Raw genomic sequence first — 20149 nt, 5'->3', positions numbered from 1 at the left:
AAAATATTTAACTGCCTTAGGAGGTGTAATATGTATGGTAAATAGAACTTCTGTAAGCATATTAATACAAGATATGATGAATAAACTTGAGGAAATTGGTATTCACAGTATTCTTGTCAGATCTAAGGAAGAAGCTAAAAATTTTATTATGTATCATATAGATATTGGAACTCAAGTAAGAATAGATGATTGTTTAGAGTTAAATGATTTAAACTTAGAAAAAGCTGTCATAGAAAAAGGTGGTACCATATTAAATAATGAAGTAGGGAATTTAGATTTCAAAGAGGGTAAAAAAAGACCCTCAACTATTTCCGAACTAGATTTATATGGTTGTAGCCACTTATTGGACGAGTTCACTGAATTTTCTCATTATATCACTGACAATGAAGATTTGTTAAGTTGTATTTATGGAATAAAAAAAATAGCAGTCATTAATATAGGCTTAAATAATAAGATTCCTAATGAGCTACTTCCTATATATGAAAAAATAATGAATATTGATAGTGAAAAGATTATTAACCTTAAAAATCATATAGCAAAAAAAGAAGATAGTAATTTGAATATCCATAATACTCAAAGAAATGTAGGACATAAAAATATAAATATTGACATAAGTGTAGTTTTCATAGGATAAATTTATATATATATTTTAGTAGTTGTAGTATAACTCCACTATTTTTTAAAATACTAAAATTATATTTAAAAAATAGTGGAAAATTCTTAAATATAGAAAACCCCTCAATAAATCCACTAAAAATACTTTATTTTGTGAAAATTCTCATTTATAATTTAGGGTATTAAATGTGTATTTATTGGGGGTGGTATGCTTGGTTAAGTGTGATTTTTTATCAACTTATGATGAGTATGTAGAGTGTTCAAAGGACTGTGCCCTTTATAATTGGGCTGAAAATAATAATAAGTGCCCCTTTAAAGAGCTTAGCAGCAAGGGGAGCAAAATAAAAAATCTCTATGATTATGATTTGTACAAGGAGGATAAGTCGTTGCCTATATCTCTTTTATACAAAGACAGCTACTTATAATTAAATTGTTTTTAATATGGATTTTTTATAACATAATATCTATATTAAACTCCAACCAAATTAAACTAATCCAAGTGTGTTATTTAGTATATTTCAATAAACATATAAATCTCCCAGCCTAGGCTAGGAGATTTTTTATTAACTATTTTGATTTCATACTACACCCTGAACATGATGTGCAATCCTTTGACTTTGATCCACATCCACCACAGCCCTTAGATTTATTAGTAAGCGAAGGTGTTGCTTTTAGGTAGAGAGAATCTTTCTTCAGTACAATAATTATTTCATTAAAGTTACTAGATAAATCTTCACTATAAGCAATATTTAACCCCTGTATATCTTCAATAACATTGTAGTTAATGGTATTATCTAAAATTATATCAACCTTAGAATTTTTACAACATCCACCATTTTCAGGTTCTTTTAATGCTATACAATCATATTCATCATGAAATTCCAGTAGTTTAATAATAAAATCAAAGGCATCATTAGAAATTTTTATTTTAAGTTTCTTATTCAATAGATATCATACCCTTCATAGATAGTATATTAATATTATTCTTCATATATTGAAGAGTATTCGTGTAATAATGATTCTTTTAAATTCCATAAGTTTTTAGATAAGTCTACATAGTATTGGTGAGGATTTTGTAATCTTCTTATCTCTGACCATAGACTAGCTTTTTCCTTACCACAAAATTCTCTTATCTCCATTACAGAAGGACTTTCGTAAGTACATTTACCCTTATCAAATATTTGTACCATGAGATTTTTTATATTATAATTTTTGATTCTTTTTTTCTTCCAAGTGTAGTTAGGATCAAACAACTGCAAAGGCTTATTATTGTCAAAATTCTCATCATTTAAAGCAATTAAATCTGCAATAGCTTTATTTGTTTTCTTATCATAAACTCTATAAAGAGATTTAAAACCTGGATTTGTGATTTTTTCTACATTTTCACTTATCTTAATTTTAGGGATAATGGTTCCATTTTTTTCAATGGCAACAAGCTTATAAACGCCACCAAATACAGGTTCACTTCTTGCAGTGATCAATCTTTCACCAACACCAAAACTATCTATTTTAGCACCATTTTCAAGAACAGCTTTAATTATAAATTCATCTAAAGAGTTAGAAATTGTGATTTTTACATCCTCATAGCCAGCTTCATCTAGCATTTTTCTAGTTTCTATAGAAAGATATGCAATATCGCCACTATCAATTCTTACAGCCTTAGGTCTTTTACCCATAGGTTTTAAGATTTCATCAAAAACCTTTATAGCATTTGGAATACCTGATTTTAGAACATTATATGTATCTACTAAAAGTACAGTATTATCTGGATAAGTTTTAGCCCATGCTGCAAAAGCTTCATATTCACTATCAAAAAGCTGAATCCAAGAGTGTGCCATAGTTCCAGTTACAGGCACATTGAATAATTCATCTGCCATAGTACAAGCAGTAGCATTACATCCACCAATAATTGCAGCTCTAGCTCCATACAAGGCACCATCATAGCCTTGAGCTCGTCTAGAACCAAACTCCATTACAGGTCTACCACTAGCAGCTTCACAAATTCTTGCAGCTTTAGTAGCAATTAGAGTTTGATGATTTATTGTTAGTAGTATCATAGTTTCTATAAACTGAGCTTCCATAACTGGACCCCTTACAGTTACAAGTGGTTCATTAGGGAATACTGGGGTACCTTCTGGAATAGCCCATACATCACAACTAAACTTAAAGTTAGCTAAATAATTTAAAAATTCTTCACTAAATAAATCTTTACTTTTTAGATATTCTATATCTTCATCAGTAAATTTAAGATTAGTTAAATATTCAATTAATTGTTGAACTCCTGCCATTATGCAGTAGCCACCACCATCAGGAATTTTCCTAAAAAACATGTCAAAATAAGCTATGGTATCATCTGCTTCAGTATTTAAATAACCATTAGCCATTGTAAGCTCATAAAAATCTACTAACATGGTAAGATTTCTTTGGCTTCTTAGGTCAAGTCTAGTAATTGTATCCATTTTTAGTTCTCCTCACTTATATAAACCATAAACAGAGTTATTTGCTTCAGGGGGAGTTATTTACTCCCACTGAAGCTTAGAAATCGTTATCCAGGGACGTATCAGCTCTTTACTCCCACTTTAAAGAAGATGAGAGTATTAGAGCTGGTAGTCATCGGATAAAATTTTATAAAATCTCCATAGGTTAACATTTACATCCTATATATCGTACCATAAGAAAACTTTCATTTCTATAGTATATGGACAAATAATATGGTAATATTATTTAATTGAAAGTATGTAAAAGGAAAGATTTATATTATGATAAAAAACAAAAATAACACTTTAAGTGAAGAACAGTTAACAGCCATTAACTGTACAAATGAAAATATAATAGTCAGTGCAGGTCCTGGAAGTGGGAAAACTGTAGTTATTGTAAATAGAGTTTATGAGCTTATAAATCAGAAAAACATATCACCTAAAAATATAGTTATAATCACCTTTACCAAGGCAGCAGCAACTAATATGAGAAATAGGTTCCTAGCCATAGATAAAAATAAGGTAAGTCCTTTCTTTGGAACCTTTCATGGACTTTGCTATAAAATACTAAAGTCCTATTATGGAGAAATTAATATAATAGAGCCCTTTGAAAGTTATAGAGTAGTAAAAAACTTTTTAACTGCCTATGTGGAGGATGTTAGTGAAGATAGGGTTAAGGAATATGTAAATGCTATATCCATCTATAAGTGCAAGGGAGAATATAATAGAGATGGAAATAATCAAATTGATAAAGAGCTTTTAAAAAACTGTGTAAATTTCTATGAATCCTATAAAAAGGAAAAATCCCTCCTTGACTTTGAAGATCTACAGTTAATGTGTAGAGATTTATTTATTAAAAATAGCGCCATATTAAATTCATATCAAAATCAATTTAAACATATATTAGTTGATGAATTTCAAGATAGTGATGATGTACAAGTGGACATATTAAAGCTTTTAAATAAGGATAATAACTTATTTGTAGTAGGGGATGAGGACCAATGTATCTATAGTTTTAGAGGAGCTAATCCAACCTATATAGTAGACTTTAAAGATATATTTAAACAAGGTAAAACCTTATATCTATCTACAAATTATAGGTCAAAGCAAAATATAGTAAGATTATCTATGAAGTCTATAAAAAATAATAAGATTAGAACCTCAAAGGATATCAGAGCCAACAAAACTGATGATGGAATAATAAAGGCTCAAGGGGTTCGTGATGAAACAGCTCAAGGTACATATATAAGTGATTATATTCTCAAGGTAAAGGAAAGTGATGATAATAACTTTAATAACTTTGCAGTTCTTTATAGAACTAATATAGAAAGTAGAAGTATAATTGATAGTTTTATTAGAAAGAAAATTCCCTTTACCTTGCTAGATAGACAATATAATTTTTTCTCTCACTTCATATGCCAAGACATATTAGCTTATCTAAAGTTAAGCATATATCCTCTAAACATGGATAGCTTTACTAGAATAATAAATAAACCCTATAGGTATATAAGTAAAAATAGTATAGAAGAAGTTAAAAAGAGCAATAGCTTAGGCAGTATCTTTACTAAATTAAAAAACTTAGATAGTACCCCAGTGTTCCAACTAAAAATATTAGATAAACTTGAAAGGGATATTTCTAGCTTAAATAGAATTTCACTACCTTCTGCCGTAGAATTTATTATAGGAGACTTAATGTATCATAAACATCTAGTGGAATATGCACAGAAATATAAATTTTCCATAGAAGATCTAGAAAATGTGTTAAATGAGTTTAAAGAAAGCGTGAAGGGATTTAAAACTATTAAAGACTTCTTAGAACATGTAAATACTGTAGAAGAGGAAACAAAGAAAGCTAGCTCTAGAAATAAGGATAAAAATGAAGGCGTAATTCTTAGTACTATTCACGGTGTTAAAGGAATGGAATTTGATACGGTATTTATGATTAACACAGTAGATGGAGCTATTCCCTATAAAAATAATGATATAGAGGAAGAGAGAAGACTATTCTATGTAGGCGTTACTAGAGCTATTAACAACTTAATATTTCTTTTTCCCCAATTTATAAGAGGTGAAAAGAAAAATAAATCTCAATTTCTATGTGAGTGCCAGTTAGAAGAAGAGATACTAGAAAGAGTTAAATTTAAGGTTGGAACAACTGTAACCCATAAATTTTATGGAACAGGTACAATAACAGCCTTAGAAGAAAGTAATATCTCTATTAAATTTTCTGATTTGGAGAGAAAATTTGACTTTGATGTCCTTGTAACCAATGGGCTTATAGAGGTCTTTGAGGAATAGAGGATAATAAAAGGCGTATAGAACATAAATTCGTTCCATTCATTGTAAAGATTAAATTCTGATTAGATGAATGGAGCGATTTTTTATGTCAAAGTTTAAATTAAAGACAATAAGAGCTGACAGAAATGCAAAAAAAACTATTAAAGAGTGTTATGAAGAGTACATGGATTACTGTAAAAGTATAGGTCAAAGAGGAGGAACTTTGAATAGTAAGGAGAAATTCTGCAAATATGAATTAGTTATTATTGTTAATCTTGATGATAGTATCAACTTTTTATTAGGAACAGGATGCAGGAGTACAACATTATTAAATGTAAAGGTAAAAGACATAGATTTTAGCAATAAAAGTATTCTATTTAGACATATGAATACTAAAAAACAAGTTACTGTAATCTTATCTAAGATTCTTAGAGTATTATTAAATGAGTATATTGCTATAATAGGATTAAAATAAGACGATTATTTATTTCCAAAATTAGATGGAAATAAAATGAGTTATGATACACTACATCAAAATCTAGTAAATTATTTTAAGCATTACAAAGTAAAAATTAGAGGTATAAATACTTTTAGAAATACATTCGTAACTTTATTTATTAAAAATGGTGGAGATATTTATAGACTTAAAGTTTTACTCGCTCATAATAATATAAAAACCACAGAAAGATACGTTAATCTATTACCTTTAGATTTCTCAGAAGATTTATTGAAATATACTCCCCTTGATGTGCTTTCCAAAGATAATAAAAAGTTAAAGATTAATAGAAAAAGCAGAAAGGGAGGGAAATAATTTTACATAAAAGTTTGAAATTTCCAACACGCGGATGTATTTTTAAATTAAATATGTATTATTTTGAACTTTAGGGGGAATAAGGATGGATTTTTCTGATAAATTAAAACAGTTCTCTAGGAGAGCAGAAATGATAAAAGGTACACTTTTGACTGAGGAATCAACAAAAACAGCTTTAATAATGCCCTTCTTTTCATTGTTAGATTATGATGTATTTAATCCAATGGAATTTATACCTGAATTTAATGCTGATTTTGGAATTAAAAAAGGTGAAAAAGTAGACTATGCAATAATGAAAGACGGTAAACCTATAATACTTGTTGAATGTAAAGGTGTAAATGATACTCTTACTAAACATGATGCACAATTATTTCGCTATTTTTCAGTAACCGAATCTAGGTTTGCAATTTTAACAAACGGTATAATCTATAAATTTTTTACTGATTTAGAAGAAAGTAATAAAATGGATGATACACCATTCTTAGAAATTAATATACTAGATTTAAATGATATGGAAATATTAGAATTAAAGAAATTTTCAAAAGATGTATTTGACATAGATACTATATTTAATACTGCTTCAGAGTTGAAATATAGTAATTTAATTAATAATCAACTTAATAGTCAACTAGAAAATCCTACGGATGATTTTGTAAGATTCTTAATTAATGACTTTTACCAAGGCGTTAAAACTCAGAATGTTATTGAAAAATTCAAACCTATTGTTAAAAAATCAATGCAACAATTTGTAAGTGATTTTATGAATGAAAAGATAAAATCTATATTAAATAATAATAAACCCGTGCAAGAAAAAGAAAGTGAATTAGAAACGGATGAAATTGAATGTGATAAAGAAGAAAATACTCCTAATATAGTTACAACAGAGGAAGAATTAGAAGCATTTAATGTAGTAAGAAGTATACTAAGTGAAGTTATATCAGCCGACGATATAGCAATTAAAGATGTTGAAAGATATTGTGGAATTTTATATAAAAACAATACTAGAAAATGGATTTGTAGATTTTATTTTAGTGGCAGTAAAAAATCTATTGTTATTTCCAATGAAGATAAATCAGGGACAAGGTATTATATTAATTGTGTAACTGATATCTATAATTATAAGTCCGAATTAATAGCTTCAGCACAGAAGTATATAGAACAAACTGTATCAATATAAGACATGGGCTAAAAGGCTACAGAGGAATATAGGAGTAGGTACTCGAAACAAGCCAAAGGGAGAGAAATCTCTCTTTTTTTACGGTCATAGATAATATTTATATAATTGTACTATATTAAAAGATATATATTGAGAGTGAAAAGTATTGAAAATGCTATATTTTAAAATACGAATAAGTATTAGAGGAATACGAGGAATGGAGTATACCAATATTTAAAAATATGTTAATATTATGATGTAATTATAAATATTGGGGGTATTTTTTATGAATAAGAAACTATGGGAATTCAATAGACGAACTTTAAAGATTTCTATTGTAGTTTTGGTGGTTTTAGTAGTTTTAATAAGTAAACCAATTAAAAGGCATATTAGTGTAAAAGCTGATTATAAGAGGAGTTTAGAAAATTATGAATTCATAGATTTTTTTAGTTCTTCAGGGAGTAAAGATAGGGAACTAACAATAAAAGTAAATGAGAAGTATAATGAATTAAGCGATAATGAAAAATTATCTGATTTAGAAGAAATATATAATAGTATTTCTAGTGTATCGATAAGAAATTATGATTCAGAAATCAGCGTCGATTCAATACTAGATAAAAAATTGATAGTTAAAAATAATGGGAAAATAGAAGAATATAATTATAAAAATATAGATGATTTAGGAGAATACAAGCCTATAACATTAGCAGAACGTGAATGTTCTATTAAACAAAGTAATGATTCAAAAATAAGTGATACTGACATATGGGTATATACTCAATATGTAGTTAAAAATAACCTTAAATCGCCCAAAAGTGCTGACTTCCCAACTATAAAAGATGTACAGATAATAAGAAATTCTGATTCAATAATAGTAAAATCATATGTAGATGCAGAGAATTCTTTTGGTGCAGAAACAAGAAGTAATTTTACAGTAACATTGAGTGCAGATGGTCAAAAAGCTATTAATGTACAGATAGATTAATTTAGGGGACTTATAAAATGAAGGTAGGAATGAGAAAACCAAGTATAAAAAAATCTATAAAAGCAAGGACAACAGGAAAGGCAAAGAGAGCTGTTAAGGGTGCAGTTAATCCTCTCTATGGTAAAAAGGGAATGGGATGGGTTAATGACCCTAAAAAGGCGGCTTATAATAAAGTATACAATAAAACAACTATAGGAGTTAAAGATATTGCCAAAGCTACATTTGAAGGAGAAGGAAATAGTTCTAGTTCAAATAATGTATCGAGCGGTGTAAATGGTTGTGGCTGTGGTTGTCTGGCTTTTGTAATAATTATGTTTATATTAATATTTATTATATTTTAAAACAAATACAAAGGGAGTAGATGGAGGATTGTATGTGGTGGATACTGATAATTATAATTTGTATAGGTATTTGGATTAATATTTCAGAAATTAAAAACAAAAATAATAAAATTAAAAAATACGAATCGAATGGCGAAGGATATATAACAGAATTTAAAAATATTAGTTATATAGGCGGATTTAAAGATTTAGGGGCTTGCACTTGTGAATTAGAGATATTCTTTAACAAAATAAAAATGACTACTGCGACTATTATTGACGCAAAATGTATATTAGATGAAAGAATTATAAATTTTAATGATATTTTAGATGTAAGTATTCAAAGTGATATGCAGATTCAAAATCAAATATCATTAGGAAAGATGATATTTTTTGGAGCATTTGCGTTTGCATCACCAAGCGAAAAAACAATTATTAATGAATATGTTGTAATAAATTTAAATTACAATGAAAGTAATATAAATTTAATTTTTAAATCAATAGAATGTTCGACAACACAATTTGTTCATATTATAAATGAGGCAAGGAATAAGTTTAATAGATATAATAGCTAAATTATTTAAATAATTTTAACTTGAAGGAGTTATTAGTAATATGTATTTAGAATTAAGAGAAGATAAATTAAATAATAGCTGGAAGTTATATTTAACTCATAATAAGTTAGATAAAGATGGCTTTAAAAAACTAATTAAAGTTACTGAATTTAAAGATTGTATGGATTTAAAAGATGCTCAAAAAACAAAGCAGAACAATGGATAAAAAATATTAGGAATAGAAATATGAATTAACCCATAATTAGATATTAGAGGAGCTATAAAAGTGGAGGATACAAATAGTGCTTTTGAACAGAGATTAAAGAAATACAGAGAAAGTAAAGGTCTTTTAAAATATGAATTTGCTAAAAAGTTAGATATAAGTGAGAGCTTTTACAATATGATAGAAAATGGTAGAAAAAATCCATCAAAGAATTTCTTAATTAAATTAGTTGCAGAAAGTAAGAAACCAGAGGAATTTTGGTTATATGGAATTGAAGAGAATAAATATACTAATATTAAAAAGAATGAAGGAATATTTACAATAGTCCATGTGCAAAAGAGTTTAAATAAAAGTACGAATTATATAGATTATGTATGTGATACACCAAGAGAAGTTTTACTATTAGTAAATACATTAAGAATGTTTGCTAGTCCAGTAGATGAAAATAGTTATACAATTATATATACAGATGGGAAAAAAGAAATTAATTATAACTTAGAAGACATAGAAAAGCTAATTGAATATTCCTTAGAAAGTGAAAGTAAAATATTAAACAAAAAGGACTAACCTTAATAGGTAGTCCTTTTTTATTTTGTATATAAATTCAATATTATGTCAATTAATTAAAAGAATAATTATATGAGCGGTGAAAAAAATGGAAAATAAATTTGAAATAGAATATGAAAATGAATTTGTAGATTATTTATTAATTAATAAAAAAGATTATTTTAGTTTTGATATTGTAGGTTTTGAAGTAAGATTTAAAGTATGTATGAAAGCTATAGATATCTTTGGCATGGATGAATATTATTACCATATAATCGAAGTTAAAAGGGGAGCTATTGATGAGGATGATTATAATAATCTAGAGTGCATAATACGTAATAATAGATATAATAAACCATTTAAAGGCTTATTAATTGGAACAAAAGGAAATAAAAAAGTAGAACGTATGTGTAAAGAAAATGGAAATATTGAATGTATGATTGTTGAAGATGTTATTTATAAAAAGAAAAACGATATATTGAAACCTAGCAAATTATCAGATAGAAGTGGTTGGGTAAAATCATATAGTAATTTATATGAAAAATTATTTATATGTACAAATGGATATAAAATATGTAATTATGATATTTCGCACAAAGAAATTAATATTAAATTTGAAAGTTATGACAATAATGAAATATTATTAAAGATAACAAAAAATGGAGTTCATATATTTAAATTTATTAGGCACGAAATTTTTAAAGATAGATGGATTGAAGAATCTTTTCAATATCCTTGTCCTCTGTATTATATAGATGAATATTTATTTGTAAATTATTACGCGTATAAAATTAAGCTTATGAGATGTATATACTTTAGTGAAAAAAATTTATGTAATCACTATAGAGCGATATATAATGTGATTAATCCATTAAAAAAATACATAAACATTGATTATATAAAGTTTTATGATACCAACAAGTTATTAGTTACAGATACAGAGTTTTTAGGTATACGTATATTTGAATTTAAACCATATAACAGATATATTATTATACCAGAATTATACTCAAATATTGTTAGAGACAATATAGATAAAATTGAAAAATGTATAGATACCAATGAATATAATACTATTAATATTATTGAGTGTTGTTATATTTTTATTGGCAAAAAACTATATAAACCTGAAATAAAAATTGATTTTTATAAAGAGTATCTAACTATTGAGTTATCAATTAAGTTAAAAAATGGAAAGGGATTTGAAAGATATTATGATATAATGAATAAAAAAAGTGATTTTAATAAAAAAGCATATAAAAAAGAATTTTTCTTAATTTGTAATATTTATTTTATATTAGACTTTGAGAAATACATAAAAAGTAAAATGGATGAATATAATTGCAAAATTGATGATTATTATTTTGATAGTTATACAACTTCTTTATATAAGTATTCCACTGAAGATAAAATAAGGAAAAATAAAAACGGTATATATAAGGATAAAAAGTATTTAACATTAAGAAATATTATAGAATTAAGTGGAGATGAAATGAAGCGAATATACAAAGAAGTTATGGAAGAGGAATATAGTAGAGTAAAAGTATTAAAAAGTAAGAGTATCGATAATGACTTAAATTAAACCTTTTTAAAAACTTAATACACCTCAAAGCCTGAATATGAGTACAACTAGTTAAATAGTTCTATAGTTTAATATTAGTATAGGTATATATTTAACTAGTTTCCTAGTGATAATTTGGACTTAGGTCAATAGTTTGGACACATTTTTATAAAGTTTTATAATATGTTTTTACATTGATTTTCTTTCATCTGAGGAGTCATATAACCGATTGCTCCATGAATTCGCTTTCGGTTATACCATGCCTCAATAAATTCAAATATACTTAATCTTGCTGAATAAAAATCATAATATCTCATATGATTGACTAATTCTTTCTTTAATATAGAATTAAATGATTCAACACAAGCATTATCGTAAGGACAACCTTTGCGACTATGAGATTGTATTATTTCATATTTTTTTAGCTGTTCTATGAAAGCGGAGCTAGTGTACTGGCTACCTAAGTCAGAATGAAAGATTACTTCACCTTTTTTAGGGTGTTGATTTACATATGCATTATTTAGTGCTTCAATAACAAGATCAGCATCCATAGTCCTTCCAAAAGAGTGTCCAATGACTTTTTTGCTACACAAATCTAAGACTGCTGCTAAATAGCACCAACCATCCTTTATTGTGTGTATATATGTTATATCACCTGCCCATTTTTCATTTATGTTTTCAGCGCTAAAATCTTGATTTAATATATTGGGTTTTTCTTCTACCTTTTGAGAACTACGTGTCGGCTTAAACTTTTCTGTAACAATAGAACATATACCTAGTTCTTTCATTTTTCTTTGAACTCTTTTTATACTAACTTCGAATCCATTATCGCATAGTATTTGATGAATCTTTGGAGCTCCATATCTCCTTTTGCTTTCATTATAGATCTCCATTATTTTCTCTTTCAAAATAGTATTCTCTAATTCTCTTTTAGAAATTTTTTTATGGAAACTCTCATAATAAGTGCTTCTAGGAATTCCTAATACTCTACATTGAAGTTTAACTGGATACTTATCTTTATGAGTATAAATAAATTTAATTATAGCTTTTGTTCCTGCGTGAATATGGCAATAGCTTTTTTTAATATTTCATTCTCCATGGCTATGCGTTCATTTTCTTTTTTTAGTCTTAATATCTCATTTTCATTCTCTTTTAAGGTCTTTCTATCTGCCTTTGATATTTTAATTAACGGCTTAGATGAAATTTTCTTACTACCACCTTGAGCTTTGTTCACCCAATTATTTACACTTGCATAGTTAATGCCATATTCTTCGCATATTTCTTTTACTGGTTTTCCAGTATTATATACTTCTACAATCATCTTTTTAAATTCATCAGTATATCTCTTTCCTGTTTCTCTCATCTGAACACACCTCTCTATTTATATTTTAAATGTTTTATTTGAAATGTGTCCATAAAAATATACTAGCACCAATTATCCATAGGCATATATATAAAATGTTATATATATTCATAGTTATAGACTAGAAGAAGGATTACAAATTAATTGACATATATTGTTGAGAATGACCCATAAGATTTTACTTAGCTGAAACATATTTTACTATAATATTGAAAGGAAAGCTTTTCTGTTATATAATGGTTTGAAGTACAATATAGTTAAGACTTCTCTTAAATAGACTTCAAGTCTATTATTTTTTTGTATATTTGTATATAATATATAATTATCAGTAAGGAGGTTTCAGATGAACTTTATCCATGAAGCTAAACAAATAAGTGAAGAATTAATTTATATAAGAAGAGAATTTCATGAAAATCCAGAGTTAGATTTTGATTTATATAAAACTTCTGATAGAATAAAAAATTTCTTGAGGAATGAGAATATAGAATTTTATTCTTGCGCAGGTACAGGTGTTGTCGCTACTATATATGGAGAAGCAGATAGTAGTAATGGAAAAACTATAGCTATAAGATGTGATATGGATGCACTACCTCTCCATGAAAAAAATAGTCACTGCTATATTTCTAAGATGGATGGAAAAATGCATGCCTGTGGCCATGATGCACATATGACAATGGTACTTGGAGCAGCTAAACTTTTAAATAACCATAGAAAAGAGTTAAAAGGAAACGTAAAGTTTATTTTTGAACCTGCTGAAGAAACTACTGGTGGAGCTAAGATTATGATAGAAGAAGGAGCATTAGAAGCTCCTCATGTGGATGCAATAATTGGATGTCATGTAGATGAAAGTCTTGAGGTGGGAACTATTGGACTTAAGCAAGGAGTAGCTTATGCTGCTTCAAATCCTTTTACCATTACTATTTGTGGTAAAAGTTCTCATGGTGCAAGTCCCCATAAAGGGATAGACCCTATAGTAATTGCAGCTCAGGTTATAAATGCTTTACAGTTATTAGTAAGTAGAGAGACTAGTCCAGTATCACCAGGGGTAATAACTATAGGAACTATAAATGGAGGTACAGCAGCCAATATTATACCAGATAAGGTTACTATAACTGGTATAATTAGAACTATGAACCTAGAGGATAGGGAATACATGAAAAAAAGATTAAAAGAATTGGTAACCATGCAGGTAGAAAGTTTAAGAGGCACCTGTGAAATTACTATTGATGAAAGTTATCCATGTTTATATAATGATGACGCTATGTATAATATATTTTATGATAATAGTGTAGCTCTATTAGGAAAAGATAAGGTTAAAATATTAAGAGAACCTACTATGGGTGTAGAAAGTTTTGCATACTTTTCCCTTAAGGTTCCAGCTATGTTTTATCAATTAGGATGTGGAAACCTTGAAAAAGGAATAGTATATCCTCTGCATAGTAGTAAATTTGATATAGATGAGGAATGTCTACAAATAGGAGTAGCAGTTCATTGTAATATGGCTGTAAACTATCTTAACAAACTATAAGAAAGAAATATTGGAGGACAATATGAATAATATACAAATAGGTGCAAATGAAGCCGGTCAAAGATGCGATAAATTCCTTAGAAAGTTACTGAAAGATGTCCCATTAAGCGCTATATATAAGGCATTTAGAAAAGGTGACATTAGAGTAAATGGTAAAAAAATAAAAGAGCAATATGTTTTAGAAGAGGGAGACACCATAGAAATAAGATATATAAAAACTAGTGGTGAAAAAAAGAAATTTGAAAGAATAGAAAATAATCTTAAAATTACCTATGAAGATGAAAATATACTTATGGTAGAAAAGTGGCCTAATTTATTAGTTCATAGTGATACAAAGAATGGGGAACCAACTTTAACAGACTATGCCTTATCTTATCTCTATGACAAGGGTGATTATGAACCAGAAAAAGAAGTAACTTTTACTCCTGCTCCATGCAATAGATTAGATAGAAATACCTCTGGGGTAGTTATATTCGGAAAAAACTTCAAATATCTAAAGGCTCTTAATGAAGCTATAAGAGAAAGAAGTATTGAAAAATACTATATGGCTCTAGTACAAGGAAGAATAAAGGATGGAACCTATACAGGATATATCTTAAAAAATGAAGATGCAAATATTTCTAAGGTATATAGGACTGAAGTTCCAAACAGTAAAGAAATTGCTATGGAAGTTAAAACTATTCAAAGTTGTGGTACTTTTTCCCTAATAGAAATTAACTTACTTACCGGAAGAAGTCATCAATTAAGAGCTCACTTATCAGAGCTAGGAAATCCTATAGTTGGAGATTCTAAATATGGAGATAAAAAGCTTAACAGCTTCTTTGTAAATAGATATGGTTTAGATTTTCAATTCCTATATGCATATAAAGTAATATTTAAATCAAACTCAGAGGAGCTTGAATATATGAAAAATAAAACTATAGCAGAATCTTTACCACCAGTATTAAAGAAGATAAAGAATGATGTGTTTAAGTTTTAATGGAGGGGTAATATGAATGACAGAACTGAGGGGGCTCAGAACTCTGTAGCTAAAGGCTTTATGGTACTCACCATATCTATGATGTCAGTAAAGGTGTTATCGGTAGTTTATACACCTTTACTTAAGCAAATTTTAGGATCAACAGGTTGGTCAGTATACTATTCTACATATACAATTTTTTCTTATATATATATTATAGCTAATTCAGGTATACCTGTAGCCATTGCAAAGTTAGTATCGGAACTTGAAGCAAAGGGAAACTACAAAGATGCAATAAAAACCTTTAGAGCATCTAGGACTTTGCTTATACTCTTGGGGCTTATCCTATCCGTATTTATGTTTATATGGGCAAAACCCTTAAGTCTAGCTTTTAATAGCCCTGAATCAATATTAGCAACTAGATGGCTTGCACCAGCATTATTATTTACTTCAATAATGGGTGCATACAAAGGTTATTTTCAAGGTATTGGAAACATGACTACCACAGCAGTATATCAAGTAGGAGAACAAATTCTAAATATAATATTTAGTTTATTATTTGCTTATCTACTTATAGGAAAAGGTGTATCCTATGGAGCTGCTGGCGGAACTATAGGTACAGTGGTTGGAGCTATTGGAGCATCTTTATACTTTATATTGGTATATAAAAAATATGCAGCTAATCATATTCATAAAAAAAATGAACCTGGGGTAAATAGATTAAGCAATAAAACCATTGTTAAATCTATATTAAAATATGCATTTCCAATAACTATAGCTTCTGCACTGCAAAACTCAGGAACTATAGTAGACTTAAAAATTGTAAAGTCTAGACTTTTATCTACAGGATTAAGTCAAGAAACTGTGAATCTTCAATGGGGATATTTAGGTCTTTACAACACTCTTATGTCAATTCCTATGGCAATTATTGGGGCTCTAGCTATTGCTCTTGTTCCTGCCATATCTAGAATCCATGCCCTAGATAATAAAAAAGGTCTAAGATTTAATATTAAATCTTCCTATAGGGTTACTTTTATGATAGCTATACCTTGTGCTGTGGGATTAGGAGTTCTATCTATGCCTATTTTAAGAATACTAGGCTATGATAAAGAGGTATCACCCTTATTAATATGGGGAGCTTGGGTTTTAATCCTATATGCTATCACATTAGTTCAAACTTCTATTTTGCAGGGAATGGGTAAGGTAAACGTAGTAACTATATTTTCTGTAGTTGGAATTTTAGCTAAAGTTGTTGTAAATTATATATTAATAGCAATGCCTTCCTTTGGAATCCTTGGAGCTATTTGGGGTAATGCAGCCTGTTATTTAGTAATGCTTATATTATTCCAGTGGCAAATAAATGACTCTATTGACGGAAGGATACACTTGCTTCCTTGTTATATAAAACCTTTAATAGCTGGATTAGCTATGGGGATAGTAACATTTTTCTCATATAAGATATTTAATGGAGTTCTAGGATTAATTTTCGGTGGTTATATATTAAACTTATTTGCATCATTAATAAGTATAGCATTATCTGCTGGAGCCTACGGAATAGTGTTAATATCTATAGGTGGTGTTAAAAAGTCCGATTTAAATTCACTACCAAATAAAATTACAAAACTTATACCTAAAAGAATATATAAAAAGTTAAAATAAACAGATTATTAATTTATTTTAAAATAGAACCTAGAACTTAGTATCTAAAAAACTAAGTCCTAGGTTCTATTTTATGAACTTTTGCGTATTAAAAAACTTGATACAAAGAATAAGGAAAAAGCAACTACAATGATAATTATAATTTTAGGAATTATAAACATATTAGGAATTATAGAACTTATGATGGTTGTTACTAAGTATACTAAAACTGTTAGTAACACTAGGATTAATATTTCCCAAATAGGAAAAGATAGCTCTATCACTTGTCCAATATAATACAGATTTATTAAAAGGCCTATAATAGAGGTTACAATTAAGGAAATTCCATATCCATAGATATTTATGCTAGGAATACCTATAAGTATAAATATTAGAACTAACTCAATCAAAGCTGTAGCAATGGAGCTTAAAAGGATAACCTTTTGTTTCCCTATACCATTTAAAATACTATAGGTACAGTAGTGACAATACATAAATGGAGCTGCAAGGGAAGCTATCTTTATAAAGCTACCTAAGTCACTTCTATCAAAGAATACTTCACCTAATAAATTAGGACATACATAGCAAATAATTACTGTAGAAACCCCTAACATAAAACAAATTTTAATTACTTCATTTACTCTAGAATTTATATTAGAAAAATCCTTTTGACTTATTTTTTTAGATATATCCGGAATTATTACTGTAGACAAAGATACAACTATAACTAATGGGAAGTACACAATAGCAAGAGCCATACCATTAAATTTACCTATTATCTCAAGAGCACCTATGTGATCAAAACCAGCTGCAACTAACCTTATGGGTACTAAAAGTGTAGATACACTTTGAAGTGCTGTAGTTAAAAAGCCATTTATAGCTAAAGGAACAGCAATAATTAGTATGTTAAATAACAATTGAAAGCTGTTATCTGGTCTTACACTATTGGTATAGGGAATCTTTTTAATACTTCTTTTATAGAAAATATAGAGAAATACGAAACTTATTATTTCACCAATAGTAAATGAAAGATAGGTTGCCGCTACTGTATTTTCGATGGTTTTAAGAGATAAATAGTAGATTACTCCTACTAATATCACCATTCTAACAGCTTTTTCTAATATATCTATAACTGAAGGGGTTATTACTTGACTTACTCCATAGAAATAACCTTTATATACGCAGGATATAGCAATAAAAACAATAGCAGGAGAAGCTATCCATAAGGAACGTATTGCTCTAGGGTCTTTAATAATATAATTACAGATTATTGGACTAAGTATAAACATAATACCTGCTATAAAAATTGACCAAAGCACTATAAAAACTAGGGAAGCATTAACAGTTTTATGTAAATCTTCAAATCTACTAGTACCCAGGTAAGCAGAAGTTTCTCTTGAAATTGCAGCAATTATTCCTCCACATACTAAACAACAAAATAAATCATATATAGGCATTATCAAACCATAAAGTCCAACTCCCTCTGGTCCTAACTGTCTTGATAGTATAATAGAAAACATAAATCTCAATACACCCATGGCTAAATTAGAAAGAGTTAACACAAAGGTATCTCTATAAAAAGTATCTTTACTCATCTTTATTACCTCCAATTAGGCATCTGAAAATAAATAACAAGTCAAAGATGAGAAGTATATTTTGAGTTAGACAAGGAAACAGGTTCCGCAGATAGTAGCACTATCTAAGGGTTCTGTTGACACAGTATAACACAAAATAAACGAGCATTCTGACTTATTTATTTTTTGAAGATGCCTTAATATAATAATACTTATGAAGGTAGATTAAAGATTATTCTCTAACCATATATTTTTATCTTATATTTGATTTAATGTAATTTAATTAAGAATATTTAAATATATATTAGTGTAAATAATATTTAAATGGAGGAACTATGAAAAAAATAATTGGATGGATTTTGCTTATAATATTAGCTATTAGTTCTTTATTAATAGTAAAAGATAAAAATAATATATATAACATAGGGGTTAAAAACTCAGAAGTTGATATGAAAATTAGATATAAGGGATTAAAGAATGCCATAGATTTTACTAGTAATGATAAAGGATTATATGTTGCTTTTGAAAATAAAATAATGGCTATTCCATCAACTGGAGAGCCTTATACTTTAATTGAAGACAAAAACTATAACATTACCACCCTTGAATGTAATGGAGATAAACTATACTTCCTTACTAATAACGAAATACTCAGCGTGGATATAAACAATGGAAAGTTAGAACAATGCTTATCAAACCTACCTAATAAAGGAGATTATAGTAAGGTTTTAATAAGAGGATATAAGGACTATTTATTTATTTCAATTGGAGCTGCAACTAATTCAGCTGTAGTTGGAAGTGATAACCAATGGATAGATAAAAATCCAACTGGTTATGATATATCACCTTTTAATATAGTATTAAATAAAAATGAAAAAGGAGCCTTTGTACCACAGGGAGCTTCTAATGAAGACAACGAGGTTATAAAGGGTGAATCCATAGGCAATTCATCTCTGCTAATTTATAATATTAACACCAAAGCTATTGAAACCTATGCATGGGGAATAAGAAATATAGAGGGACTAGATATAACTCTTGATGGTAGAATCTTTGCTACCATAGGAGGCTATGAAAATAGAGGATTAAGACCAGTAGAAAATGACAGTGATTATATCTATGAACTAAAAAAAGGTTATTGGTATGGGTTCCCAGATTTTTCTGGAGGGGATCCTCTAGATTCACCAAGATTTCAAGGTGAATCTAATATAAAAAATCCTACATTGTTAAAAAAACATCCTATGTCACCACCTGCACCTGCTTATCAACATAATGATTTAAATAGTTTAAAATGGATTGCAATAGATGATACAGGGAAAATTAATGGACAAAATACCTTGCAACTATATTTTTATGATTGTAATAAAAATAATATAATGTGCAGTGCTGTAAATGGTGTTCCAAATAAATTAATAACTTTAAAGGAAAATTGCACGGTATCTAATATGAAGATTTTTAAGGATGAGCTATATATATTAGATGGTAACCATGGATTTATATTTACCTTAGCTATTAGAAAATAGGCTCCTATATATATAATTTCCATATAAATACTACATTAAATTT

At 28.1% G+C, this 20149-nt stretch carries 18 protein-coding genes and 1 pseudogene; 15 read left to right on the top strand and 4 right to left on the bottom strand.

All coding sequences use genetic code 11. The features are described 5' to 3' along the window. Window positions 1–34 precede the first annotated feature (34 nt). Both ACTNBA_RS09785 and ACTNBA_RS09780 read left to right on the top strand, forming a co-directional pair. Complete coding sequence (locus ACTNBA_RS09785) at window positions 35–634, top strand: hypothetical protein (RefSeq protein ID WP_441073754.1); 600 nt, start codon at window positions 35–37, stop codon at window positions 632–634. Window positions 635–827: 193 nt separating this feature from the next. Then, entirely contained in the window at window positions 828–1040 is a 213-nt protein-coding gene (locus ACTNBA_RS09780; protein WP_035131397.1) for a hypothetical protein, read from the top strand. A 142-nt stretch (window positions 1041–1182) separates the two neighbouring features. Here ACTNBA_RS09780 and ACTNBA_RS09775 read toward each other — a convergent pair whose 3' ends face one another. Both ACTNBA_RS09775 and ACTNBA_RS09770 read right to left on the bottom strand, forming a co-directional pair. Continuing rightward, complete coding sequence (locus ACTNBA_RS09775) at window positions 1183–1560, bottom strand: hypothetical protein (protein ID WP_346878836.1); 378 nt, start codon at window positions 1558–1560, stop codon at window positions 1183–1185. A gap of 35 nt (window positions 1561–1595) precedes the next feature. Then, window positions 1596–3074, bottom strand: coding sequence for a nicotinate phosphoribosyltransferase (locus tag ACTNBA_RS09770; RefSeq protein WP_441073752.1), 1479 nt, complete (start codon window positions 3072–3074; stop codon window positions 1596–1598). 300 nt (window positions 3075–3374) lie between these two features. Here ACTNBA_RS09770 and ACTNBA_RS09765 point away from each other — a divergent pair, with 300 nt between their 5' ends. From ACTNBA_RS09765 to ACTNBA_RS09725, 9 genes and pseudogenes are all read left to right on the top strand, one after another. After that, a complete protein-coding gene (locus tag ACTNBA_RS09765; protein ID WP_441073750.1) occupies window positions 3375–5390 on the top strand; it encodes an ATP-dependent helicase in 2016 nt (671 codons plus the stop codon). A 70-nt stretch (window positions 5391–5460) separates the two neighbouring features. Continuing rightward, window positions 5461–6180: pseudogene (locus tag ACTNBA_RS09760) on the top strand (tyrosine-type recombinase/integrase). Window positions 6181–6265: 85 nt separating this feature from the next. After that, the gene (locus ACTNBA_RS09755) at window positions 6266–7357 is read left to right on the top strand and encodes a type I restriction endonuclease (RefSeq protein ID WP_441073748.1); all 1092 of its coding nucleotides are present in this window, start codon (window positions 6266–6268) and stop codon (window positions 7355–7357) included. 265 nt (window positions 7358–7622) lie between these two features. Next, window positions 7623–8321, top strand: coding sequence for a hypothetical protein (locus ACTNBA_RS09750; protein ID WP_441073746.1), 699 nt, complete (start codon window positions 7623–7625; stop codon window positions 8319–8321). A 17-nt stretch (window positions 8322–8338) separates the two neighbouring features. Next, entirely contained in the window at window positions 8339–8662 is a 324-nt protein-coding gene (locus ACTNBA_RS09745) for a hypothetical protein (RefSeq protein WP_441073744.1), read from the top strand. Window positions 8663–8694: 32 nt separating this feature from the next. Beyond that, window positions 8695–9216 (top strand): hypothetical protein, encoded by a 522-nt coding sequence (locus ACTNBA_RS09740; RefSeq protein ID WP_441073742.1) that lies wholly within the window; start codon window positions 8695–8697, stop codon window positions 9214–9216. Between the two features lie 40 nt (window positions 9217–9256). After that, the gene (locus ACTNBA_RS09735) at window positions 9257–9421 is read left to right on the top strand and encodes a hypothetical protein (RefSeq protein ID WP_441073741.1); all 165 of its coding nucleotides are present in this window, start codon (window positions 9257–9259) and stop codon (window positions 9419–9421) included. Window positions 9422–9481: 60 nt separating this feature from the next. After that, complete coding sequence (locus ACTNBA_RS09730; RefSeq protein WP_441073739.1) at window positions 9482–9985, top strand: helix-turn-helix domain-containing protein; 504 nt, start codon at window positions 9482–9484, stop codon at window positions 9983–9985. 88 nt (window positions 9986–10073) lie between these two features. Next, the gene (locus ACTNBA_RS09725) at window positions 10074–11546 is read left to right on the top strand and encodes a hypothetical protein (protein WP_441073737.1); all 1473 of its coding nucleotides are present in this window, start codon (window positions 10074–10076) and stop codon (window positions 11544–11546) included. A 155-nt stretch (window positions 11547–11701) separates the two neighbouring features. On the opposite strand, the gene ACTNBA_RS09720 is transcribed toward ACTNBA_RS09725, so the two are convergent. Further along, window positions 11702–12888 (bottom strand): IS3 family transposase gene (locus ACTNBA_RS09720; RefSeq protein ID WP_441073735.1). Its coding sequence is split into 2 segments (ribosomal slippage): window positions 11702–12609 and window positions 12609–12888, totalling 1188 coding nucleotides; the frame shifts between segments, so codons are not numbered across the junction. 343 nt (window positions 12889–13231) lie between these two features. Between ACTNBA_RS09720 and ACTNBA_RS09715 the strand changes: the two genes are divergently transcribed. The 3 genes from ACTNBA_RS09715 to ACTNBA_RS09705 are packed head-to-tail and all read left to right on the top strand — an operon-like array spanning window position 13232 to window position 17033. Beyond that, window positions 13232–14416, top strand: coding sequence for a M20 metallopeptidase family protein (locus tag ACTNBA_RS09715; protein ID WP_441073733.1), 1185 nt, complete (start codon window positions 13232–13234; stop codon window positions 14414–14416). A 22-nt stretch (window positions 14417–14438) separates the two neighbouring features. Beyond that, entirely contained in the window at window positions 14439–15395 is a 957-nt protein-coding gene (locus tag ACTNBA_RS09710; RefSeq protein ID WP_441073731.1) for an RluA family pseudouridine synthase, read from the top strand. 12 nt (window positions 15396–15407) lie between these two features. After that, the gene (locus ACTNBA_RS09705) at window positions 15408–17033 is read left to right on the top strand and encodes a putative polysaccharide biosynthesis protein (RefSeq protein WP_441073730.1); all 1626 of its coding nucleotides are present in this window, start codon (window positions 15408–15410) and stop codon (window positions 17031–17033) included. A 71-nt stretch (window positions 17034–17104) separates the two neighbouring features. Here ACTNBA_RS09705 and spoVB read toward each other — a convergent pair whose 3' ends face one another. Next, complete coding sequence (gene spoVB / locus ACTNBA_RS09700; protein ID WP_441073728.1) at window positions 17105–18607, bottom strand: stage V sporulation protein B; 1503 nt, start codon at window positions 18605–18607, stop codon at window positions 17105–17107. Window positions 18608–18921: 314 nt separating this feature from the next. On the opposite strand from spoVB, the gene ACTNBA_RS09695 reads away from it, so the two are divergent. Further along, window positions 18922–20106: a PQQ-dependent sugar dehydrogenase family protein gene (locus tag ACTNBA_RS09695; protein WP_441073726.1), complete on the top strand. Its 1185-nt coding sequence runs from the start codon at window positions 18922–18924 to the stop codon at window positions 20104–20106. The last annotated feature ends 43 nt before the right edge of the window (window positions 20107–20149 follow it).

Origin of the sequence: Clostridium sulfidigenes, assembly GCF_052067195.1 — a bacterium.
In the GTDB taxonomy this organism is placed as follows: domain Bacteria; phylum Bacillota; class Clostridia; order Clostridiales; family Clostridiaceae; genus Clostridium_J; species Clostridium_J sulfidigenes.
Note: the sequence above shows the minus strand (reverse complement) of the source record. Positions and strands in the feature narration are given on the sequence as shown.